At 67.4% G+C, this 21,314-nt stretch carries 20 protein-coding genes and 1 pseudogene; 15 read left to right on the forward strand and 6 right to left on the reverse strand.

The window, feature by feature from the left end; all coding sequences use genetic code 11:
• Positions 1 to 798: pseudogene (locus AC5Y39_RS19545) on the forward strand (type IV toxin-antitoxin system AbiEi family antitoxin); the annotation flags it as partial.
• On the opposite strand, the gene AC5Y39_RS19550 reads toward AC5Y39_RS19545, so the two are convergent.
• Both AC5Y39_RS19550 and AC5Y39_RS19555 read right to left on the reverse strand, forming a co-directional pair.
• On the reverse strand, positions 787 to 1,491 hold the full coding sequence (locus AC5Y39_RS19550; protein ID WP_500021144.1) for a type 1 glutamine amidotransferase: 705 nt from the start codon (positions 1,489 to 1,491) through the stop codon (positions 787 to 789). The pseudogene AC5Y39_RS19545 and the gene AC5Y39_RS19550 sit on opposite strands and share 12 nt — an antisense overlap.
• On the reverse strand, positions 1,484 to 2,716 hold the full coding sequence (locus AC5Y39_RS19555; RefSeq protein WP_500021142.1) for a Mur ligase family protein: 1,233 nt from the start codon (positions 2,714 to 2,716) through the stop codon (positions 1,484 to 1,486). Before AC5Y39_RS19555 ends, AC5Y39_RS19550 begins: the two co-directional genes overlap by 8 nt.
• Positions 2,717 to 2,805: 89 nt before the next feature.
• On the opposite strand from AC5Y39_RS19555, the gene AC5Y39_RS19560 reads away from it, so the two are divergent.
• Positions 2,806 to 3,813 carry a DEDDh family exonuclease gene (locus tag AC5Y39_RS19560; RefSeq protein WP_500021140.1) on the forward strand — a complete coding sequence of 336 codons (1,008 nt, stop codon included), beginning with the start codon at positions 2,806 to 2,808 and terminating at the stop codon, positions 3,811 to 3,813.
• A gap of 156 nt (positions 3,814 to 3,969) precedes the next feature.
• Positions 3,970 to 4,326, forward strand: coding sequence for a hypothetical protein (locus AC5Y39_RS19565; RefSeq protein WP_500021138.1), 357 nt, complete (start codon positions 3,970 to 3,972; stop codon positions 4,324 to 4,326).
• 67 nt (positions 4,327 to 4,393) lie between these two features.
• On the opposite strand, the gene leuA is transcribed toward AC5Y39_RS19565, so the two are convergent.
• Together leuA and AC5Y39_RS19575 are read right to left on the reverse strand one after the other, a co-directional pair.
• Entirely contained in the window at positions 4,394 to 6,217 is a 1,824-nt protein-coding gene (gene leuA, locus AC5Y39_RS19570; RefSeq protein WP_500021136.1) for a 2-isopropylmalate synthase, read from the reverse strand.
• A gap of 169 nt (positions 6,218 to 6,386) precedes the next feature.
• On the reverse strand, positions 6,387 to 6,977 hold the full coding sequence (locus AC5Y39_RS19575; protein ID WP_500021134.1) for a nitroreductase family protein: 591 nt from the start codon (positions 6,975 to 6,977) through the stop codon (positions 6,387 to 6,389).
• A gap of 81 nt (positions 6,978 to 7,058) precedes the next feature.
• On the opposite strand from AC5Y39_RS19575, the gene AC5Y39_RS19580 reads away from it, so the two are divergent.
• The 12 genes from AC5Y39_RS19580 to egtE all read left to right on the forward strand — a co-directional run bounded on the left by AC5Y39_RS19580 (position 7,059) and on the right by egtE (position 19,132).
• On the forward strand, positions 7,059 to 8,324 hold the full coding sequence (locus tag AC5Y39_RS19580) for an aspartate kinase (protein ID WP_500021132.1): 1,266 nt from the start codon (positions 7,059 to 7,061) through the stop codon (positions 8,322 to 8,324).
• Positions 8,325 to 9,356: an aspartate-semialdehyde dehydrogenase gene (locus tag AC5Y39_RS19585; protein ID WP_500021130.1), complete on the forward strand. Its 1,032-nt coding sequence runs from the start codon at positions 8,325 to 8,327 to the stop codon at positions 9,354 to 9,356.
• Between the two features lie 64 nt (positions 9,357 to 9,420).
• Entirely contained in the window at positions 9,421 to 10,524 is a 1,104-nt protein-coding gene (locus AC5Y39_RS19590) for a DUF4185 domain-containing protein (RefSeq protein WP_500021154.1), read from the forward strand.
• Between the two features lie 104 nt (positions 10,525 to 10,628).
• On the forward strand, positions 10,629 to 10,997 hold the full coding sequence (locus tag AC5Y39_RS19595; RefSeq protein WP_500021128.1) for a hypothetical protein: 369 nt from the start codon (positions 10,629 to 10,631) through the stop codon (positions 10,995 to 10,997).
• A 151-nt stretch (positions 10,998 to 11,148) separates the two neighbouring features.
• Positions 11,149 to 12,609: a catalase gene (locus AC5Y39_RS19600; RefSeq protein WP_500021126.1), complete on the forward strand. Its 1,461-nt coding sequence runs from the start codon at positions 11,149 to 11,151 to the stop codon at positions 12,607 to 12,609.
• A gap of 58 nt (positions 12,610 to 12,667) precedes the next feature.
• Positions 12,668 to 13,096 (forward strand): organic hydroperoxide resistance protein, encoded by a 429-nt coding sequence (locus tag AC5Y39_RS19605; protein WP_500021124.1) that lies wholly within the window; start codon positions 12,668 to 12,670, stop codon positions 13,094 to 13,096.
• A complete protein-coding gene (locus tag AC5Y39_RS19610) occupies positions 13,074 to 13,739 on the forward strand; it encodes a sensor domain-containing protein (RefSeq protein WP_500021122.1) in 666 nt (221 codons plus the stop codon). Before AC5Y39_RS19605 ends, AC5Y39_RS19610 begins: the two co-directional genes overlap by 23 nt.
• A 75-nt stretch (positions 13,740 to 13,814) precedes the next feature.
• On the forward strand, positions 13,815 to 15,083 hold the full coding sequence (gene egtA, locus AC5Y39_RS19615) for an ergothioneine biosynthesis glutamate--cysteine ligase EgtA (protein WP_500021120.1): 1,269 nt from the start codon (positions 13,815 to 13,817) through the stop codon (positions 15,081 to 15,083).
• The gene (gene egtB / locus AC5Y39_RS19620) at positions 15,083 to 16,354 is read left to right on the forward strand and encodes an ergothioneine biosynthesis protein EgtB (RefSeq protein ID WP_500021118.1); all 1,272 of its coding nucleotides are present in this window, start codon (positions 15,083 to 15,085) and stop codon (positions 16,352 to 16,354) included. Before egtA ends, egtB begins: the two co-directional genes overlap by 1 nt.
• The gene (gene egtC, locus AC5Y39_RS19625; protein WP_500021116.1) at positions 16,354 to 17,049 is read left to right on the forward strand and encodes an ergothioneine biosynthesis protein EgtC; all 696 of its coding nucleotides are present in this window, start codon (positions 16,354 to 16,356) and stop codon (positions 17,047 to 17,049) included. The genes egtB and egtC overlap by 1 nt, the downstream gene beginning before the upstream one ends.
• Positions 17,046 to 18,011: an L-histidine N(alpha)-methyltransferase gene (gene egtD / locus AC5Y39_RS19630; RefSeq protein WP_500021114.1), complete on the forward strand. Its 966-nt coding sequence runs from the start codon at positions 17,046 to 17,048 to the stop codon at positions 18,009 to 18,011. The genes egtC and egtD overlap by 4 nt, the downstream gene beginning before the upstream one ends.
• Positions 18,008 to 19,132 carry an ergothioneine biosynthesis PLP-dependent enzyme EgtE gene (gene egtE, locus AC5Y39_RS19635; protein ID WP_500021112.1) on the forward strand — a complete coding sequence of 375 codons (1,125 nt, stop codon included), beginning with the start codon at positions 18,008 to 18,010 and terminating at the stop codon, positions 19,130 to 19,132. Before egtD ends, egtE begins: the two co-directional genes overlap by 4 nt.
• Here the strand turns inward: egtE and AC5Y39_RS19640 are convergent.
• Positions 19,110 to 19,784 (reverse strand): class I SAM-dependent methyltransferase, encoded by a 675-nt coding sequence (locus AC5Y39_RS19640; RefSeq protein ID WP_500021109.1) that lies wholly within the window; start codon positions 19,782 to 19,784, stop codon positions 19,110 to 19,112. The two genes, egtE and AC5Y39_RS19640, sit on opposite strands and share 23 nt — an antisense overlap.
• A 10-nt stretch (positions 19,785 to 19,794) precedes the next feature.
• Positions 19,795 to 21,270, reverse strand: a complete 1,476-nt coding sequence (locus tag AC5Y39_RS19645) for a glutamate-cysteine ligase family protein (RefSeq protein ID WP_500021107.1) — start codon at positions 21,268 to 21,270, stop codon at positions 19,795 to 19,797.
• Positions 21,271 to 21,314 lie beyond the last annotated feature (44 nt).

Genomic DNA, 21,314 nt, shown 5'->3' on the forward strand with positions numbered 1-21,314 from the left:
CCGAAGGGCCATGTACCCCCTGCGGGACCGAACCATGGGAGCGTGGCTGTGGTCGCGCCGGCGCGGGGTCATCGCTGGAGTGCAGCATCCGCTCTCCATGGCGCGAATTGGGTCGACGACGCGACGCCAATCGAGTTGATCTGGCGGCGTTCTCGTCCCCACCCCGGGCTTGTAGTCAGGCAAGAAGCCATTGCCGACGACGAGATCACCCGCGTTGCGCGGATACCTGTGACCACGCCGGCGCGGACCGCCTTCGACCTCGGTCGTCATCTGCGTCGAGGTGAGGCGCTCGAGCGACTCGACGCCTTGATGCGAGCCACCTCGTTTTCCATCGAGGACGTCCAACTGCTGAGCAAGCGCTATCAAGGCGCACGCGGCACGCGTCAACTCCGCACGCTGCTGCCGCTTGTCGACGGCGGAGCGGCGTCGCCAAGGGAGACGTGGCTGCGGCTGCTGTTCATCGACGCCGGCTTCCCGAAGCCCACCACGCAAATTCCTGTCGTCGACGAGAGGGGGCGGCTCGTGCGTTGGCTCGACATGGGCTGGAAGGAGTTCATGGTGGCCGCTGAATACGACGGGCAACAGCACCTCACGAACCGCGCCCAATACGTCAAGGACATGAAAGTTTTCCCAACATTGCACCGCTTGGGCTGGATCGTGGACCGCGTCATCAAGGAGCATTGCGAGGCGGAGACCGTCACCCGCTCGTATGAGGCGATGGTCTCGCGCGGGTGGAAACCGGACTTCACGTGTGCCGAGGCGATAGCCCGGTTGCAGGCGGTCCGCTTACCGGGCTGATAACCGTTCGCGACGCAGCAGCGCCACCTCGTCGAGCTCCAGCGGTGGCAGCTCGCCCACCACGCGCGTGAGCAGTAGGTCCGCCAGCTCGGGGTTGCGTGCCAGACAGGGACCGTGCATGTAGGTGGCGACGACGCTGCCCTGCACCGCGCCGTCGAAGCCGTCGCCGGCGCGATTGCCCGCACCGCGAGTCACCGCCGCCAGCGGTTGAGCGGTCGAACCCAAAACCGTTCCGCCCCTGTGGTTTTCGAAGCCGGTCAACGGCTGGCTGAGCCCGTCGAGCAGGGGCCGGCTCACCACCTCGCCGATGGTGCGGACGGCCTGCGGCGAGGTCACCAGATCCAGCAGCCCGACGCCGTCGACGCGCTCACCTGCTGAGGTCTCATACCAGTGGCCGAGGACTTGGATCGCCGCGCAGATCGCCAGCACCGGCGCACCGCGCGAAACCGCTTGCTGTAGGCCGGGATACCGCTGCAGATGCTTGGTGGCCAACCGCTGGGCGTAATCCTCGGCCCCGCCAAGGGTGTAGAGATCCAGCGACGACGGCACCGGGTCGGCCAGGGTGATCTCGACGATCTCGGCGGGTATCCCGCGCAGGAGCAGTCGCTGCCGCAGCACCACCGCGTTGCCGCTGTCGCCGTACGTACCCATCACGTCGGGCAGCACCAGCCCGATCCGAACCGCCTCAGGCACGGTGCCTGCCCAGCGCGCGTTGCAGTTGCAGAAACGCGGTGTAGTTGGCGATCACTTCGACGTGCCCGGGCGGACACGACTCGATCGCCGCGATCGTGTCGTGGACCAGCGTGTGCTCCACGCCTGCGTAGGTCAGCCGCACCGCCAGATCGGTACCACGCTCACCAGCGGCCACCACGGACGTCCCTTCGAAGTGCTCGAACCGGACGTCCCACAGCCACGACAGGTCCTCGCCGTCGGGCACTTGACCGTTCACCGCGATGACGACGCCGGCGCCCTGCTTGTCGATCATCGACAGCGCCTCCTGCCAGCCCGCGGGATTCTTGGCCAGCAGAATGCGGGCGGTGTGACGGCCGAGCGCCACCGTCCGGTACCGGCCGGCGACTTCTGACACCCTCGAGACCGCCGCCACTGCGGAAGCCGGGTCCACCCCCAGCGACACTGCCGCCGCGACCGCCTGCGCGGCATTGCCGCGGTTCACCGCACCGGGCAGCGACAGGGTCATCGGCAGCGCCAAGCCGTCTGGGCCGTACAGAATTTCGTCGTCGAACCACCACTGCGGAGTAGGGCGTTTGAAATCTGTGCCCGTGCTGTACCAGTGGGAGTGGTCGCGGACGATCACCTCGCCGGACCGTGGGCAACTCACCGAGTCGTTGGCCCAGGCCCCGCCGGCGGACACCCACACCACTCGTGGACAGTCGTAGGCTGCCGAAGTCATCAGCACGTCGTCACAGTTGGCCACCACCACCGCGTCGGGATGACGCGCCAGCCCGGCCCGTAATGTGCGTTCGATCGTGTTGATCTCGCCGACCCGGTCCAGCTGGTCACGCGACAGATTGAGCAGCACGATCACCCGCGGATCCACCGCGTCGGCGACGTGCGGCAGATGCATCTCGTCCACCTCCAGCGCGGCCAGCGAAGCGTCGCGGGCCACTGCCAGCGCCGCGATCAGCCCGGCGTCCATGTTCGCGCCCTCGGAGTTCGTCGCCACCCGTCCCAGCGACTCCAGGGCCGCCGCCGCCATCCGCGTCGTCGTGGACTTGCCGTTGGTGCCGGTCACCAGCACCGTCTGGCGCCCCTCGCCCAGCTGCCGCAGCAGCGAACGATCCAGCGTCATCGCGACCAGGCCGCCGATCATCGCGCCCGCTCCGCGGCCGGTCGCTCGCGACGCCCATCGTGCCGCCGCTCCGGCGGCGAGCGCGAGGCGTCCGCGGGTGGTGATCACCGGGGCAGTTTATGACGACGTGCCCACTGAACTGCGACACGAGCGCTGCGATCAGCTGTTTTGTCGGTGCTGCGTGCCATTCTGGGGGCGTGACAGCGCCAGCGACGTGCACGACGCCGTGGGGTCGGCCGGCGGCCGAGCACGACGCCGGCTGGGTGGTCGTGGACGTCGAGACGTCAGGTTTCCGCCCGGGTCAGGCGCGCATCATCAGCATCGCCGCGTTGGCGCTGGGCGCCGACGGCAGCATCGAGCGCTCGGTGGTCAGCCTGCTGAACCCCGGCGTCGATCCTGGTCCGACGCACGTGCACGGCCTCACGGCCCAGATGCTGGCGGACCAGCCGTCGTTCGCGCAGATCGCCGCCGAGCTGGCCGATCTACTGCAGGGCCGCACATTGGTCGCCCACAACGTCGCGTTCGACTACATGTTCTTGGCCGCCGAAGCGGAGTTGGCGGGGGTCGAACTGCCGGTCGACACCGTGATGTGCACGGTGGAGCTGACCCGGCGGCTGGCGCTGGGCACGGAGAACTTGCGGCTGGAGACGCTGGCGTCGCACTGGGGCGTCCCACAGCTTCGCCCGCACGATGCCCTTGACGACGCGCTCGTGTTGTCACGGGTGTTGACGTCCGCAGTGCACCGCGCCCGCGAGCTGGACGTGTGGCTGCCGCTGCGGCCGACTACGCGACGGCGCTGGCCGAACGGCCGTGTCACGCACGACGAGCTGCGGCCGCTCAAGGCTGTGGCGGCCCGGGTTCCGTGCCCATGGCTGAATCCAGGGCCTCACGTCGCCGGCCGGCCACTGGTGCAAGGCATGCGTGTGGCGTTGTCGGCCGAAGTGCAGCGCACCCATGAGGAACTGATCGAGCGGATCCTGCACGTCGGACTCGCTTACACCGACGTCGTCGATGCCGAAACGTCACTGGTGATTTGCAACGATCCAAATGCCGAGCAGGGCAAGGGTTTTCATGCCCGCGAACTGGGTGTGGCCACGATGTCGGACGCGGAGTTCATGGCCGCGCTCGACTCGGTCGTCGGGGGTACCTCGATCGAGGAGTTCACCGATCCGACGGTCGCCGGCGACCAGTTCGCGCTGTTCTGATTCGCGCCAAGGTCAAAGCTGGCGCACAGCCTCGACCCACGCGGCACCTAGCCGGCCTGTGAAGACTGCCGTCATGGCCTTTTCGAGCGACTGCATGCATCCAAATGCACTGAGACAGAGCGGTTTTGGGCCAGACCGCAGAACGGAGCTCGTGAGATGAAGATCGCTAAGTTGATTGCCGGCGCGACCATTGCCGGCGGGTTGGGCGCGGCGGCGCTGGGTGTCGGCGCTGGTCTGGCCGGCGCTGAGCCACCGCCGGGACCGGGGCAGCCCGGACCAGCTCAGCCGTGGCCGGGTGAGGCCGGACCCGGCCCGCAGGGTCCCGACCGCGGGCCGGAGGGTCCCGATCGCGGGCCGGAGGGTCCCGATCGCGGGCCGCACGTCGGGGAACCGCCGGCGTGGGCGCCGCCGCGTCCTGCCCCTCCCGGCTATGCGCCGAACGCGCCGGTGGTCTGGGACATCGATCACCAGGGCTGGGGCATCTGGCTCGGCTCCATCTGGATCCCGCTGTAGAGGTGATCTCGGCGCGCAAAACCGCAAAACGTAGCGCAGCGTCGTTTTGCGCGCCGAGATCGCGCGGCTAGCGCGAGGCCCGGTTCACCGCCGACACCACCGCGCGCAGCGACGCGGTGGTGATCGACGTCGCGATGCCCACGCCCCACACGGTCCGACCGTTCACCGACGCCTCCACATAGGCAGCTGCCTGGGCCTGTTCACCCGACGACATCGCATGCTCGGCGTAGTCGAGCACCTGCACGTCGATGCCGACCGTCGAGAGCGCGTGCACGAAAGCCGCCAGCGGGCCGTTGCCTTCCCCGCGGATCTCGGTTTCCACGCCGTCGACCAGGACGGTCGCCTCGATCGCATCGGTGCCGCCGTCGGTTTCCGCGGCGATCACCCGCTGGCGCACCCGCTCGAGCGGACGCACGGGCCGCAGGTACTCGTCGGCGAAGACGTCCCACATCTCCTTCGACGACACCTCACCGCCCTCGCCGTCGGTGATCTTCTGGATCACCTGCGAGAACTCGATCTGCAAGCGGCGCGGCAGCATCAGGCCGTGGTCGGCCTTCATGATGTAGGCGACGCCGCCCTTGCCGGACTGTGAGTTGACCCGGATCACGGCCTCGTAGGTGCGCCCCACGTCCTTCGGGTCGATCGGCAGGTACGGCACCTGCCACAAGATGTCGTCGACGTCGGCGCCGGCTTCGTCCGCGGCGTACTTCATCGCGTCCAGACCCTTGTTGATGGCGTCCTGGTGGCTGCCCGAAAATGCGGTGTACACCAGATCGCCGCCGTAGGGATGACGTTCGCCCACCGGCAGCTGATTGCAGTACTCCACGGTGCGACGGATCTCGTCGATGTTGGAGAAGTCGATCTGCGGGTCGATGCCGCGGCTGAACAGGTTCAGCCCTAGCGTCACCAGGCAGACGTTGCCGGTGCGCTCGCCGTTGCCGAACAGGCACCCCTCGATGCGGTCAGCGCCGGCTTGGAAGCCCAATTCTGCTGCGGCAACAGCGGTTCCGCGGTCGTTGTGCGGATGAAGGCTCAGGATCACGCTGTCGCGACGGGCCAGGTTGCGGTGCATCCATTCGATCGAGTCGGCGTATACGTTCGGGGTGGCCATCTCGACGGTCGCCGGCAGATTGAAGATGATCGGGTGCTCGGGCGTGGGCTCGATCACGTCGCCGACGGCATTGCACACGTCGAGGGCGTACTCCAACTCGGTGCCGGTGTACGACTCGGGCGAATACTCGAAACGCCATTGCGTCTCAGGGTATTTCGCGGCTTCCTCGACGCATTTGCGCGCGCCGTCGACGGCGATCTGCTTCACCGCCTCACGGTCGGCGCGGAACACCACCCGCCGCTGGAGAATGGACGTCGAGTTGTAGAAGTGCACGATCGCCCGCGGCGCACCCGCGCACGCTTCGAAGGTCCGCTCGATCAACTCCGGGCGGCACTGCGTCAGCACCTGAATGGTGACATCGTCGGGAATCACGCCCTGCTGGATGATTTCGCGCACGAAGTCGAAGTCGGTCTGGCTGGCAGACGGGAACCCGACCTCGATTTCCTTGTAGCCCATGCGAATCAACAGGTCGAACATCCGCCGCTTGCGAGCCGGGCTCATCGGGTCGATCAGCGCCTGGTTGCCGTCACGCAGGTCCACCGCACACCACATCGGCGCGTGGGTGATGACGCGGTCGGGCCAGGTGCGATCCGGCAGCCGAATGGGCTCGACCTCGTCGGCGAATGAGCGGTACCGGTGCACCGGCATCGACGAACCGCGCTGGGTGTTCCATACCGGTTGGCCGGGGCGGGGCGGTCCGGCCGGTGTCTTGATGGTGCGGGCTGACACGAACGCGTCGGCGTTGTCGATTACTTCAACGCGAGGATCGGTGGGGGTCATTTTGCTTTGCTTTCCGGGAGTTGCGAACTACGACCGGCGCATCGCGAACACCCGCGACGGGAAGCCGGTCTGGATCAGACCCCGTCGCGGCTGCCGAGAAGGAGCACCCGCACAGAAAACACAGTACGGTCACTGTACTCCACCGGCCGCCGAGCCAGCCAGCCGGGCGTCACGGGCGAAACGGCTGGCCCCAGCGGCCCGCGAACGCGATCTTGTCCAGCGGCAGGCGCTGCCGTCCCCGCGCGTCGCGTTCGATGACCGCGGGGTCGACGGACGCGTAGTCGCCCAGCGTGCCGACGGCCACGACCGCCAGAGCGCGCACGTGCTCGGGCAACTCGAACACTTCGTATGCGCTCACAGCGTCGAAGCCGGCCATCGGGTGTGCGACCAGTCCCCGTGACACAGCTTCGACCGTCAGCTGTGCGATCGCCGCGCCGGCGTCCACCGCGGCGTAGCGCGCGGTCTTCTCGTCTGGACCCTCGTCGACGCACACCATGAACAGCGCGCTGGCCAGCTTCGCGTACCTGTTGCCGCGTTTGAGCAGCTCGCCGATCTTCGTGAACGTCTCGTCGCCGCGCAGGCCGACGATGAACCGCACCGGCTGCCGATCGCCCCAGGTTGCCGCCCACCGCGCGGCCTCGAGCAGGGCCGTGATCTGCTCGGCGGTCAGAACCGCCGTCGCGTCGAACGCCCGAGGGCTCCAGCGTGCGGCCAGCACCGGATTGATCGGAACGCTCGTGTCGGCGCTCCGGTCGGTCACCTCGGTCACGCTACGCCAGCCAAAATGACATGCGCCAAACCCTTATTCTTGGTGAAACCGCTTTCCCGAAAGGTCTCAACCGTGGCGCTCGTCGTGCAGAAATACGGTGGATCGTCGGTCGCCGACGCCGACCGTATCCGCCGCGTGGCCGAGCGCATCGTCGAGACGAAAAAACAAGGCAACGAGGTCGTCGTCGTGGTCTCGGCGATGGGCGACACCACCGACGAACTGCTCGACCTGGCCAAGCAGGTCTGCCCGGCGCCGCCACCGCGCGAAATGGACATGCTGCTCACCGCGGGAGAGCGGATCAGCAACGCGCTGGTCGCGATGGCGATCGACTCGCTCGGCGCGAAGGCCCGCTCGTTCACCGGCTCGCAGGCCGGTGTGATCACCACCAGCACTCACGGCAACGCCAAGATCATCGACGTCACGCCGGGCCGGCTGCGCGACGCTCTCGACGAAGGGCTGATCGTGCTGGTTGCCGGCTTCCAGGGCGTCAGCCAGGACAGCAAGGACGTCACCACGCTGGGGCGTGGCGGCTCCGACACCACCGCTGTCGCGCTGGCCGCGGCGCTGAACGCCGACGTGTGCGAGATCTACACCGACGTCGACGGAGTTTTCACCGCCGACCCGCGCATCGTGTCCAACGCGCGCCGGCTCGACAAGGTCAGCTTCGAGGAGATGCTGGAGATGGCCGCGTCGGGTGCCAAGGTGCTGATGCTGCGTTGTGTGGAGTACGCCCGCCGCTACAACGTTCCGATACACGTCCGGTCGTCATATTCGGACAAGCCCGGCACCTGGGTGGCCGGATCGATGGAGGACATCCCCATGGAAGACGCCATTCTCACCGGAGTCGCGCACGACCGCAGCGAGGCGCGGGTCACCGTGGTCGGGATTCCCGACGTTCCGGGCTACGCCGCCAAGGTTTTTCGCGTCCTCGCCGACGCGGACATCAACATCGACATGGTGCTGCAGAACGCGTCGAAGGTGGAAGACGGCAAGACCGACATCACGTTCACCTGTTCGCGCGAGAGCGGCCCGCGTGCCGTCGAGCAGCTCAAGGCGCAGCAGGTCGAAATCGGTTTCACCAGAGTGCTTTACGACGATCACGTCGGCAAGGTCTCGCTCGTCGGCGCCGGCATGCGCAGCCATCCCGGCGTCACGGCGACGTTCTGCGAGACCTTGGCCGAGGTGGGGGTCAACATCGACCTGATCTCGACGTCGGAGATCCGAATCTCGGTGCTGGTCAAGGACACTGAACTCGACAAGGCGGTGGCCGCACTGCATGAGGCTTTCGGACTCGGCGGCGACGAGGTCGCGACGGTGTACGCAGGGACGGGCCGCTAGATGGTAGCGATAGGAGTCGTCGGCGCCACCGGCCAAGTAGGCGAGGTGATGCGCAAGCTGCTCGACGAACGCGACTTTCCCGCCACCTCAGTGCGGTTCTTCGCGTCGGCGCGTTCGGCCGGGCGCAAGCTGTCGTTCCGGGGACAGGAGATCGAGGTCGAAGACGCCGCGACCGCCGATCCGAGCGGCTTGGACATCGCGCTGTTCTCAGCGGGCGCGTCGACGTCGCGGGTGCAGGCACCGCGATTCGCCGAAGCCGGCGTCACGGTGATCGACAACTCGTCGGCATGGCGAAAAGACCCTGACGTGCCGCTGGTGGTGTCCGAGGTGAACTTCGCTGCGGCCGCGCGCCGGCCGAAGGGGATCATCGCGAACCCGAACTGCACCACGATGGTGGCAATGCCGGTGCTCAAGGTGCTGCACGACGAGGCCGAGCTGGTACGGATCGTGGCGTCGACGTACCAGGCGGTGTCGGGCAGCGGCGTCGCCGGGGTGTCCGAGCTGGCTGCGCAAACCCGGGCCGTGATCGACGACGCCGAGCAGCTGGTGCAGGACGGCAGCGCACTGTCGTTCCCGAAGCCTGAAAAGTACGTCGCCCCAATCGCTTTCAATGTGGTCGCGCTGGCCGGCTCGCTGGTGGACGACGGCTCCGGCGAAACCGACGAAGACCAGAAGCTGCGTCATGAGAGCCGCAAGATCCTCGGCATCCCCGACCTTGCGGTCAGCGGGACATGTGTGCGGGTGCCGGTCTTCACTGGCCACTCGCTGTCGATCAACGCGGAGTTCGCCCGCCCCCTGTCGGTAGAGCGTGCGACAGAGCTGCTGTCCGATGCGCCGGGCGTGAAACTGGTCGACGTGCCGACACCGCTGGCCGCTGCCGGAATCGACGAGTCGCTGGTGGGGCGCATTCGCCGGGATCCCGGTGTTCCCGACGGCCGCGGGCTCGCGCTGTTCGTCTCCGGCGACAACCTGCGCAAGGGCGCGGCGCTGAACACCATCCAGATCGCCGAGTTGCTGACGGCTCAGCTCTAGCCGCCGAAACGGTATTCCACGCGGAAAAGTGCGAGTGAGAGCCACGCGGAATGCCGTTTCGGCGCTGACCGCGGTCGCTGTCCTCACCGCGGCACCGGCCCTCGCTGATCCGCCCTCGCCGCAGCCGCAACCTGTCCTCGGGCCGCTGGCCGAGGGTCAGGTGGTGCGCATCGGTCCGGTGGCTGGAACCGGAACGCCTACCCGCGACTACGGCATCGGTGCGACCGACCTGTGCGAATTCATGGAATTTCCGAGCGGGATCCTGCAGGTGTGCGGCGACAGTTTCGCCGGCCAGGGCGTCGGCTTCGGGGGCTGGTACGCGCCGATCGCACTGCACGTCGACACCGACTCGATCGACGACCCGGCCGGAGTGCGCTACGACCGCGTCATGGGCATCGGCACACCGCTGCTGGCAGATCCCACACCCGCGGGCGATTCGCAATTGCCGGCCGGCGTGGTGCAGATCAACCGCGACAACTACCTCTTGGTCACCACGGTGCGAAACTTGGTGCCGCAGAGTTCGCGGCTGGTGAAAGCCCAAGCGGCGCAGCCAGGTTGGCGCACCGTGCCGGGTTCGGTGCGCGACGCCAGCTTCCAGGGTGGCCGGCAGTCTCAGATCAGCGGGTACTACGACCCCGTGCCCACAAGCGAGTCGCCGACCGGATGGGTGTACATCGTCGCCAACAACTTCGACCGCACTCAGCCGGTCACGTTGTATCGGGCCAAACCGGAGGCGTTCACCGACCGGTCGAGCTGGCAGGGCTGGTCGGGGTCGCCCGGCCCCGACGGGGGGTGGAACAAGCCGCCGACACCGCTGTGGGGCGACAAGGTCGGCGAGATGAGCATCAAGCAGATCGACGGCAAGGTGGTGCTGTCGTATCTCAACCTGACGACCGGCGACATGGAGGTGCGGGTGGCCGAGCACCCGACCGGTCTGGGCACCGCGCCGGTCACCACGGTGGTTCAGGCGGCCCCCTGGCCCGACCCGCCGGAGACGCTGCCGCCGCCAGACGACAATCGGCTGTCCCAGGCCTACGGCGGCTACATTTCGCCGGGGTCGACGCTCGACGAGTTGCGGATCTTCGTCAGCCAATGGCACAACGTCGATCCACGCTCGCGTGCGCCGTATCGGGTGATTCAGTTCGCGGTGAACCCGGTCAAGCCGTAGCCGAACGCCGTGGCCAGAACCCTGTGCCTACCGGCCCGCTTTCATAGCGAATGCACAGCACCGATCGGGCCATCCATGGCAATGTGCTCGGCATCATCGAAAGCATGACTGAAACAGCTGAACAACCAACTACTCCCGTCAGGACCGAGGAGCCGGCCCGCCCGAGGCCGAGCCGGCTCAACCAAGTGTTGGCCTGGGTCGGCATCGTGGCCGGCGTGGTGTTCATCGTCGCCGTGGTGTTCTTCTCCGGGTTCATCATCGGCAAGCACTCCGGTTCCGGATTAGGCCATTTCCGGGGCCATCACGGCGTGCACATGTTCCACCGCGGCGGACCGCCGCCGATGGGCCCGGGAACCTGGCAGGGCCCGGGTCAGATGGGCCCGGGTCAGATGGGCCCGGGTGCGCCGGGTGCGCCGGGTAGTCCAGGTAACCCGCCGTCGCCGACGAGCGTTCCCTCGCCCCCGCGTCCGTAGCCGACGTGCGCCGAACGCGCGTCGCCGGCGAACATTCTTCGAACTTTTCGCCACTGACGCACGTTTCGGTGCCGTCTGGTCGATCTATTTGGGTACGTGTAGTGGGTACCTGTAGGGGTGCGACAGCCAGCACCGAGAGAGATGAGACGAAATGGCGGAAAAGTACGCGACAACTGACGGCGGAGCACCCGTACCCAGCTTCGAGCACTCGCTGACGGTCGGTCCGGACGGCCCGATCCTGCTGCATGACCACTACCTCATCGAGCAGATGGCGAACTTCAACCGGGAGCGCATCCCGGAGCGCCAGCCGCACGCCAAGGGTGGCGGGGCGTTCGGGCACTTCGAAGTCACCCAGGACGTCAGCAAGTACACCAAGGCCGCGGTGTTCCAGCCGGGCACCAAGACCGACACGCTGGTCCGCTTCTCCACGGTCGCCGGCGAGCGCGGCAGCCCAGACACGTGGCGCGACCCGCGCGGCTTCGCGGTGAAGTTCTACACCAGCGAAGGCAACTTCGACATGGTGGGCAACAACACCCCGGTGTTCTTCGTGCGCGACCCGATGAAGTTCCAGAACTTCATCCGCAGCCAGAAGCGCCTGCAGGCAAGCAATCTGCGCGACCACCACATGCAGTGGGATTTCTGGACGCTGTCGCCGGAATCAGCGCATCAGGTGACCTGGTTGATGGGTGACCGCGGCATCCCCAAGACCTGGCGGCACATGAACGGCTACTCCAGCCACACGTACAGCTGGATCAACGCCGACGGCGAACTCTTCTGGGTCAAGTACCACTTCAAGACCGACCAGGGCATCGAATTTCTCACCCAGGAGGAGGGCGACCGGCTGGCCGGTGAGGACGGCGACTATCACCAGCGCGACCTCTACGAGTCCATCGAAGGCGGCAACTATCCGAGCTGGACGCTCAACGTGCAGATCATGCCGTTCGAGGAAGCCAAGACGTATCGGTTCAACCCGTTCGACCTGACGAAAGTGTGGCCGCACGGTGACTACCCGCTGCACGAAGTCGGTCGGCTCACGCTGAACCGCAACGTCACCGACTACCACGCCGAGATGGAGCAGGCGGCGTTCGAGCCGAACAACATGGTGCCGGGCACCGGCCTGTCACCGGACAAGATGCTGCTGGCGCGCGGCTTCTCATACGCCGACGCCCACCGTGCCCGACTTGGCGTGAACTACAAGCAGATTCCGGTGAACACCCCCAAAGTCGAGGTGCACAGCTACAACAAGGACGGGGCGATGCGAATCCGCAACGTCACCGATCCGGTGTACACACCGAACTCGATGGGCGGCCCCGAAGCCGATCCCCGGCGCGCGGCTGAAGTGCACTGGGCTTCGGACGGCGACATGGTGCGTGCGGCGTATACGTTGCGGCCGGACGACGACGACTGGGGGCAGGCCGGCACGTTGGTGCGTGAAGTGCTCGACGATGAGGCCCGAGAACGCTTGGCGCACAACATCATCGGGCACGTGTCCGATGGTGTGAAGGAGCCGGTGCTGTCACGGGTGTTCGAGTATTGGCGCAACGTCGACTCCGATCTGGGCAAGAAGGTGGAGGAAGGCGTGCGGGCTAAGCTCGAGGGCAACGGCGCGTAATTCGGCGAATCGCGACGGGCGTCTTGCTGTCTCGACCGAGGCTGGCATGATCGAGCCCATGAGCATCGAAGTCGTTTACACCGCAGAGTCCACGGCATCCGGCGGAGGCCGCGACGGCCATGTGAAGTCGACCGACGGCAAGATCGACCTCGACACCCGCCCACCGAAGGAGATGGGTGGCAGCGGGGAAGGAGTCAACCCCGAACTGCTGTTCTCAGCCGGCTATGCGGCGTGCTTCCTGGGTGCGCTGCGGCTCGTCGCCCGCAACGAGAAGATCGACCTGGACGACGCCACGGCAATCACCGCGCGCATCGGCTTCGGCAAGGACTCGGAGGGCGGCTTCGGCCTGACCGGACAGCTCATCGGTTACCTGCCTGGGCTCGAGCAGAAGCAGGCCGACGAGCTGATGCAAAAGGCCCACCAGGTGTGCCCGTACTCCAAAGCCACCCGCGGCAACGTCGACGTTGAGCTCTCGGCGAAGGTTTAGCGCAGTTCGCTGGGCCGCTGCAGCGCTCGGTGTCGGCGTTGCAGCAGGCCTGGCGGTCCCCGCACACGCCAGGCCCTCTGAGCCCGGCGTCGTGAACTACGCGGTGATGGGCAAAGGGTCGGTCGGCAACATCGTCGGTGCGACGATGCGGTGGGAGAACTTCTTCACCGAGCCGTTCCAGGGCTATTGGGTGGACGTGCCGGCGTGCAACAACTGGGCCGACATCGGGCTACCCGAGGTCTACCTCGATCCCGATCTCGCCTCGTTCAACGGTGCCGAAACCAAGGAATCGCCAACGGACGAAACGCATTTCGTGAAGCAGGCGGTCGGTGTCTTCGCCACCAACGACGCCGCTGACCGCGCGTTTCATCGGGTGGTTGACCGCACCGTCGGGTGCGCCGGCCAGACCACAGGCATGCACTTTGCCGACGGCACAAATCAGGTGTGGTCGTTTTCGAGCGGACTGCAAAACGCCACCGACCAGGAGTGGGTGAAGCAGGAGGCCGGCACCGATCGGCGCTGCTTTACGCAAACCCGCCGCCGGGAGAACGTGCTGCTGCAAGCCAAGGTGTGCCAGTCGGGCAACGGCGGCCCGGCGGTGAACGCGTTGGCCGGCGCGATGCAGAACTCACTGGGCCAGTAGCACGACGCCCACCTGTCACCGAGCCGTCACGCCAATCGGCGAGAACTTGTCGGTCCTCTGCAACAAGATGGAGGAATGGCCGAGGCCGAGATCGCCGTTGCGTCAGAGGTGCAGGATCAGCCCCTCCACTCGGTCAGCGCCGCGGCCGATCACATCGCCGCCACCTGCCTGACCGAGACTCCGGTGGGTCTGGTCGGGTTGGAGTTGGAGGCGCACTGCTTCGACATCGCAGCGCCCCAGCGTCGACCGGGCTGGACCCAACTGTGCGACGTGATCGCCGCATTGCCTGAACTTCCTGGGGGCAGTCGCGTCACTGTCGAGCCCGGCGGCGCCGTGGAGTTGTCAACCCCGCCGATGTGGGGTGTTGTCGCCGCCATCGACGCGCTGACGGCCGACAGGGCGGTGCTGCGGACGGCATTCGCTCAAGCCGGTCTCGGGCTGGTGCTGCTCGGCACGGATCCGCTGCGGCCGCCCCGGCGAGTGAATCCCGGTGCCCGCTATCAGGCTATGGAGAAGCACTTCGCCGCCGCGAACACCGGTGAGGCGGGCGCAGCAATGATGACGTCGACGGCGTCGGTGCAAGTGAACGTCGATGCCGGCCCGGTGCACGGCTGGGCCGACAGAGTTCGCCTGACGCACGCCCTCGGCCCGACGATGATCGCGATGTCGGCCAATTCCCCGCTGCTGGCCGGGTCGTTCACCGGCTGGCGCAGCACCCGGCAGCGCGTGTGGGGCCAGCTCGACGTCGCGCGTTGCGGTCCGGTCCTCGGCGCCACCGGCGACGACCCGGCCAGCGATTGGGCCCGCTACGCGCTGCGCGCGCCGGTGATGCTCGTCCACGGCCCAGAAGCAGTACCGGTCACCCGGTATGTCGCCTTCGCCGACTGGGTCGACGGGCGGGCGAGTCTGGCCGGACGCCCCACCACAGCAGACCTGGACTACCACCTGACCACGCTGTTCCCTCCGGTGCGGCCGCGGCGCTGGCTCGAGGTGCGCTACCTCGACAGCGTGCCCGACGCCCTCTGGCCGGCTGTAGTTTTCACCCTGGTCACTCTTCTTGACGACCCTGCCGCGGCCGACCTGGCGGCAGAGGCCACCGAGCCGGTTGCCACGGCGTGGGATGTCGCAGCCCGGGTGGGGCTGGCCGACCGGCGGCTGCATGCCAGCGCCACCCGCTGCGTCGCCGCGGCCGCGGATCGCGCTCCGCCGTCGCTGCACTCTTCGATGCAGCGGCTGGTCCGCATCGTCGAGCAGGCAGGCTGTCCGGGTGAGGAATTCGCCGAGCGGGCGATCTGTTGCGGGGTGGCAGCAGCGGTGACGGAACTGGCGAGGAGCGAAGGGTGATGTCGACACGCGACCGGCTGGCACGTGATTTGATCGCCGCGCGAGAACGGACCTTGGCGCTGGTCGACGTCGACGACGACGAGCTGCGCCGCCAATTCGACCCGCTGATGAGCCCGCTGGTGTGGGATCTGGCCCACATCGGCCAGCAAGAGGAACTGTGGCTGCTGCGCGGCGGCAACCCCGACCGGCCGAGCATGCTCGGCCCGAAGGAATCGCTGTACGACGCGTTCGTCCACTCGCGCGCCAGCCGGGTGGATCTGCCGCTGCTGTCTCCCACCGAAGCGCGTGCGTTCTGCCGCACGGTGCGCGACGAGGCGCTCGATGCGCTCGACGGGGTTCCCGACGACCAGCCACTGTTTCCCTTCGCGCTCGTCCTGAGCCATGAGCATCAGCACCGCGAAACGATGCTGCAGGCGCTGAACTTGCGCGTCGGCGAACCGCTTCTGCAGCCGGGTGCGCCGCTGCCGCACGGGCGGCCCGGGGTGGCCGGCACGTCGGTGCTGGTGCCCGGCGGGCCGTTCGTGCTCGGCGTCGACGCGAACACTGAACCGGACTCACTCGACAACGAACGCCCGGCCCGCGTCGTCGACGTGCCGTCGTTTCGCATCGGCCGCGTGCCCGTCACCAATGCCGAGTGGCAGGCGTTCGTCGACGACGGCGGCTACCGCGCGCCGCAGTGGTGGTCGCAGCGGGGCTGGCAGCATCGTGTCCGGGCTGGTTTGGAAATGCCGCAGTTCTGGAACGGCGACGGCACCCGCACGCGGTTCGGCCACGTCGAAGACCTGCCGCCCGACGAGCCCGTGCAGCACGTGACGTACTTCGAAGCGCAGGCGTACGCCGCGTGGGCCGGCGCCCGCCTGCCCACCGAGATCGAGTGGGAGAAGGCGTGCGCGTGGGATCCGCACATGCAGAGCCGCCGTCGCTTCCCGTGGGGAAATGCCGAGCCCACGCCGGAACTGGCGAATCTGGGCGGTGACGCGCTGCGGCCTGCACCCGTCGGTGCCTACCCGGCGGGCGCGTCCGCGTACGGCGCCGAGCAGATGCTGGGCGACGTGTGGGAGTGGACGTCGTCGCCGCTGCGGCCGTGGCCGGGTTTCACACCGATGATCTACCAGCGCTACTCGCAGCCGTTCTTCGACGGCGACTACCGCGTGCTGCGGGGCGGGTCGTGGGCGGTCGCCCGGGAGATCCTGCGGCCCAGCTTCCGCAACTGGGACCACCCGATCCGCCGGCAGATCTTCTCGGGCGTCCGATTGGCGTGGGACGTCTGATGTGCCGGCACCTGGGCTGGCTGGGTGAGCCGCGCTCGCTGGCGTCATTGATGCTCGATCAGCCGTATGGGCTTGTGGTGCAATCGTATTCGCCGCGCCGCCAAAAGCACGGACTGCTCAACGCCGACGGCTGGGGTGTCGGGTTCTTCGACGGCGCAGGGGTGCCCAGGCGCTGGCGCAGTGCGTCGCCGCTGTGGAGTGACGCTTCATTCGCCTCGATCGCACCGGTGCTGCGAAGCAGCTGTGCGGTCGCGGCGGTCCGCTCGGCGACGGTCGGGATGCCGGTGGAAGCCTCGGCGTCGGCCCCGTTCACCGACGGCCACTGGCTGCTGTCCCACAACGGCCTGGTGGACCGTGCGGCGTTGCCGGCCGCCCCGCATGCCGAATCAACGGTCGACAGTGCGCTTTTGGCGGCCCTGATCTTCGATCGTGGCCTCGATTCACTCGCAGACACCATCACCGACATCGCAGCGGCCGATCCCGACGCGCGCCTGAACATTCTCGCCGCCGACGGCAATCAGCTGTTGGCCACGACGTGGGGCGACACTTTATCGGTCCTGGAAGGCGACGACGGCGTCGTGGTGGCCAGCGAGCCGTTCGACGACAACCCCGCCTGGCAGGACGTGCCCGACCGTCACCTCGTGGTTGTCCACCGCCGCGCCGTCACGCTGACTCCGCTGAGAGGGGCGCAATGAGCGTCATGCTGGCCAACCACCTCGAGGCAGACTCCGCCAACCGGGCGTTGCGCCGCGACGTCCTCCACGGGTTGACGCAGACACCGAAGACGTTGCCGCCCAAGTGGTTCTACGACCAGACCGGAAGCCAGCTGTTCGACCAGATCACCCGGTTGCCGGAGTACTACCCGACCCGCACGGAGGCGACGATCCTGCGGGCGCAGGCGGCGGCGATCGCAGAATTCAGCGGCGCCGACACACTCGTCGAACTCGGCAGCGGCACGTCGGAGAAGACCCGCATGCTGCTCGACGCCCTGCATCGCCGGGGCACGCTGCGGCGGTTCATCCCGTTCGACGTCGACGCGGGCGTGTTGCAGACGGCCGGCACCGCGATCCTGGCGGAATACCGCGGCATCGAGGTCGAAGCAGTGTGCGGCGACTTCGAACAGCACCTGACTGAAATTCCCGGTGGCGGAAAACGATTGATCGCCTTCCTGGGATCCACCATCGGCAACCTGACGCCGGGTCCGCGCGCGCACTTTCTGGCCACGCTGGCCGGGGTGATGCAGCCAGGTGACAGCCTGCTGCTTGGCACCGACCTCGTGAAAGACCCTGACCGGCTGGTGCGCGCCTACGACGACAGCGCGGGAGTGACCGCGGCGTTCAACCGCAACGTGCTGGCGGTGGTGAACCGGGAGCTCGACGCGGACTTCGACCTGGATGCGTTCGAACACGTCGCCCGCTGGAACTCCGCCCAGGAGCGGATCGAGATGTGGCTGAGATCGACTGTCGCGCAGAGCGTTAGGGTCGGGGAGCTGGACCTTGACGTCCGCTTCGCGGCGGCAGAAGAGATGCTGACCGAGGTATCGTGCAAGTTCCGGCGGGACGGGGTGAGCGCCGAACTTGCTGCCGCTGGACTTCAATTGGCCCATTGGTGGACCGATCCGGCGGGTGACTTCGGCTTGTCGCTCGCGGTGAAATGAATCTGGCGCAGCGGTGGCGCGACGCCCGCCCGGCGGTCAGCGGTGTGCATTTGGACAGCGCGGCATGCTCGCGGCAGAGCTTCGCGGCGATCGACGCGGCGGCGGCGCATGCCCGTCGCGAGGCCGAGGTCGGCGGGTACGTCGCCGCGCAGGAAGCCGAAGACACGTTGGCGGCCGGGCGTGCGGCCGTCGGCGCCTTGACCGGCATGACCGCCGACGACGTGGTGTTCACCACCGGCGCCGCCCATGCGCTGGACCTCCTGCTCAGCGCCTGGCCCGACGAGCGCCGGGTGATCACCTGTGTCCCAGGCGAATTCGGACCCAACCTCGCGGCGATGGCCGCTAACGGCTTCGAGGTGACGCTGGCGCCGGTCGACTCGCTGGGCGTCGTCGCGGTCGACGAGCTGGCCCGCAGCCTGGCGGCCGATGCGCCGTCGCTGATGCATCTGACCGTGGTGCCCAGCCACCGCGGCATCGTGCAGCCGGCACACGAAATCGCCGCAGCGTGCCGAGAATTCGGCGTGCCGCTGGTGATCGACGCAGCACAAGGGCTCGGCCACGTCGACTGCGCGGTGGATGCCGACGTCATCTACGCGACGTCACGCAAGTGGCTGGCCGGTCCCCGCGGAGTCGGCGTACTCGCTGTGCACCCTGACCGGGCGGCGACGCTGCGCCCGCGGCTGCCTCCGCCACAGTGGGCAACTGACATCTCAGCGTTGCGCCGCCTCGAGATGGGTGAGGCGAATATTGCTGCCCGCGTGGGCTTTTCGGTCTCAGTGTCCGAACACGTGCAGTACGGCCCTGCCCAGGTACGCGAAGGGCTGACGGCCGCGGGGCATCTGACCCGCACCGTGCTCGGCGACCTAGCGGGCTGGCAGGTGGTCGAGCCGGCCGACGCGCCGACGGCGATCACGACCCTGGCGCCGACCGACGGGGCCGACGTGGGACAGGTGCGTGCCGAGTTGATCGCGCGCTACGGCATCGTGACCACTGTCGCCGGACCGCAGCGGGCACCGCTGGAACTGGCCAATGCCGTCTTGCGGCTGTCGCCGCACGTCGACGTCACAGAGCGGGAGTTGACGACCTTCGCGGAGGCGGTCAGTTCGCTTTGTGAGCGGTGAGTAGAAACGCAGGCATCTTCTGCCGGCCCTTCTCGTCGAGGTCGAACTGCTGCGGCGCCGCATCGGGAAGCTGCGGCATATTGGCATGAATGAACGCCGGGCGGATCTCATCGATCTCCCAGTACCTCGAAACCGCTTCGCGCAGTTCGTCTTCGGTGACCACATTCGGCAACGGCAAATCGGTGCCCTGCGGAAATGCACCAGTGGCGAACACCAAGACGAAGTACATCGCACGGGGTGCAGCCGCGCGGTGGACGGCACGCAGGTAATCGTCGCGGCTTTCGACCGGCAGTGAGTGGAACAGCGTGCTGTCGAGGATGGTGTTGAATCGGCCGTCGTAGCCGGTGAACGACGTGATGTCGTCCTGCACGAACGTCGCGGTAGTCAGCCCCCGCTCCTGCGCCGCCTTGGTAGCGGCGGCCACTGCGGTGGGTGTCAAGTCGATGCCGACGACGGTGTGGCCTTGCTCCGCCAGCGCGAGGGACGCTTCGGCCAGACCGCAGCCGGCGTCGAGGACCGGGCTGCGGAACCTGCCCTCGCGGATGAGTGTGGCGATCTCCGGCTGCGGCTCACCGATGTTCCACGGCGGCGGTCCTTCGAAGAAGCCCTGCTCCCGATAGATTTCGTCCCAATTCATCAGCTGATCCGGCATGAATTCCAACCTACAGCTCCCAGGTGTGTACCGGCTCGTTGCTGTGCATGCGCTCGGTGTAGCGCCGCAGCATCTCACACAGCGCTCGCGGACGGGTCAGTCCCTTTTCTTCCTGCAGCGCGTTGACCGTCTGCACCTGCCACGCGGCGCCGTTGACGCCGGCTTTGGCGCGACCCTCGATGACGCCGAGGTAGCGATCGCGGACCGTCACCGCCACGCCCCACCGGCGCAGGCCCTCGTCGGCGAGCGGCAGCAGTCGCCGCAGCACGAGTTCGTCGGCGGTGACGGTGCCCATGCCGGGCCAGTACAGTCGCGTGGCCATCCCGAACCGGGCCGCGTTGCCGAAATTCTCTTGTGCCGCAGCGAAACTCATCTGCGTCCACAACGGCCGGTCGTCCTCCGACAATGCGCGCAGCGCACCGTAGTAGAACGCCGCGTTGGCCATCATGTCGATGACCGTTGGACCCGCCGGCAGCACACGGTTCTCCACCCGCAGATGCGGGCGCCCGTCGACGACGGCGTACACCGGCCGATTCCACCGGTAGATCGTGCCGTTGTGCAGTGTCAGCTCGTGCAGTTGCGGCGCTCGCCCGGCTGCCAGTTCGGCGACCGGGTCCTCGTCGGAGATTTCGGGCAACAGCGACGGGAAGTAGCGAACGTTCTCCTCGAACAAGTCGAAGATCGACGTTATCCACCGCTCGCCGAACCAAACTCGCGGCCGGACGCCCTGCGCCTTGAGTTCGTCGGGCCGGGTGTCGATGGCTTGCAGGAACAATTCGATGCGGGTCTCGGCCCAAAGTTGATGGCCGAGGAAATAGGGGGAGTTCGCTCCGAGCGCCAGCTGCGGCGCCGCCAGCACCTGCGCGGCATTCCAGTTGTCGGCGAAGTCGGCGGGTGACACCTGCAGATGCAGTTGCATGCTGGTGCACGCGGATTCCGGTGCGATGGAGGTCATTTGGAGGCTCAACCGTTCGGGGCCGGAGATGTCGATGACAATGTCTTCACCCCGGGCCATGAACACCGATTCCTGCAGCGCCCGGTACCGCCTCGACTCGCTCATCCACTGTCCGGTCAGATGCTCGGGCATCAGCGTCGGCAGAATGCCGACCATCACGATGTGCGCGCCGTGCTGATTGGCCTTGGTCTCGGCGGCATTGAGGCTCGCGCGCACGTCCGCCTCGAGCTCCAGCGCTGACGTGCCGGGCAGCGGACGCGGCGGAACGTTGAATTCGATGTTGTAGGCGCCTAATTCGGTCTGAAATGCCGGATCGGCGATGGCTTCCAACACCTCGCGGTTCGCCATCGCGGGGTGGTAGTGCTCGTCGACGAGATTGCACTCGATTTCCATGCCGGTGAGTGGCCGTTCGCACTCGAAGCTCGACTGCGCGAGCATGGTCTCGAACACGTCGAGCGACAGCTGCACCTTGCGCCGGTAGTCCCGGCGTTGGGCACCGCTGAACGTGGTGGCCTTGACTTCCTCGCCCACATCGCCGATGCAACGCGACGCTGCGAGCCGTGTCAACGACCGAT

It is taken from the genome of Mycobacterium sp. NGS39 (assembly GCF_059812765.1).

Bases quoted from the DNA above. Each gene is read 5' to 3' on its own strand.
- leuA (WP_500021136.1), bottom strand. From the start codon at position 6,217: ATGACCCCCACCGATCCTCGCGTTGAAGTAATCGACAACGCCGACGCG.
- egtC (WP_500021116.1), top strand. From the start codon at position 16,354: ATGTGCCGGCACCTGGGCTGGCTGGGTGAGCCGCGCTCGCTGGCGTCA.
- egtB (WP_500021118.1), top strand. From the start codon at position 15,083: ATGTCGACACGCGACCGGCTGGCACGTGATTTGATCGCCGCGCGAGAA.
- AC5Y39_RS19605 (WP_500021124.1), top strand. From the start codon at position 12,668: ATGAGCATCGAAGTCGTTTACACCGCAGAGTCCACGGCATCCGGCGGA.
- AC5Y39_RS19595 (WP_500021128.1), top strand. From the start codon at position 10,629: ATGACTGAAACAGCTGAACAACCAACTACTCCCGTCAGGACCGAGGAG.
- egtA (WP_500021120.1), top strand. From the start codon at position 13,815: ATGGCCGAGGCCGAGATCGCCGTTGCGTCAGAGGTGCAGGATCAGCCC.
- AC5Y39_RS19600 (WP_500021126.1), top strand. From the start codon at position 11,149: ATGGCGGAAAAGTACGCGACAACTGACGGCGGAGCACCCGTACCCAGC.
- AC5Y39_RS19585 (WP_500021130.1), top strand. From the start codon at position 8,325: ATGGTAGCGATAGGAGTCGTCGGCGCCACCGGCCAAGTAGGCGAGGTG.
- egtE (WP_500021112.1), top strand. From the start codon at position 18,008: ATGAATCTGGCGCAGCGGTGGCGCGACGCCCGCCCGGCGGTCAGCGGT.
- egtD (WP_500021114.1), top strand. From the start codon at position 17,046: ATGAGCGTCATGCTGGCCAACCACCTCGAGGCAGACTCCGCCAACCGG.
- AC5Y39_RS19565 (WP_500021138.1), top strand. From the start codon at position 3,970: ATGAAGATCGCTAAGTTGATTGCCGGCGCGACCATTGCCGGCGGGTTG.
- AC5Y39_RS19640 (WP_500021109.1), bottom strand. From the start codon at position 19,784: ATGCCGGATCAGCTGATGAATTGGGACGAAATCTATCGGGAGCAGGGC.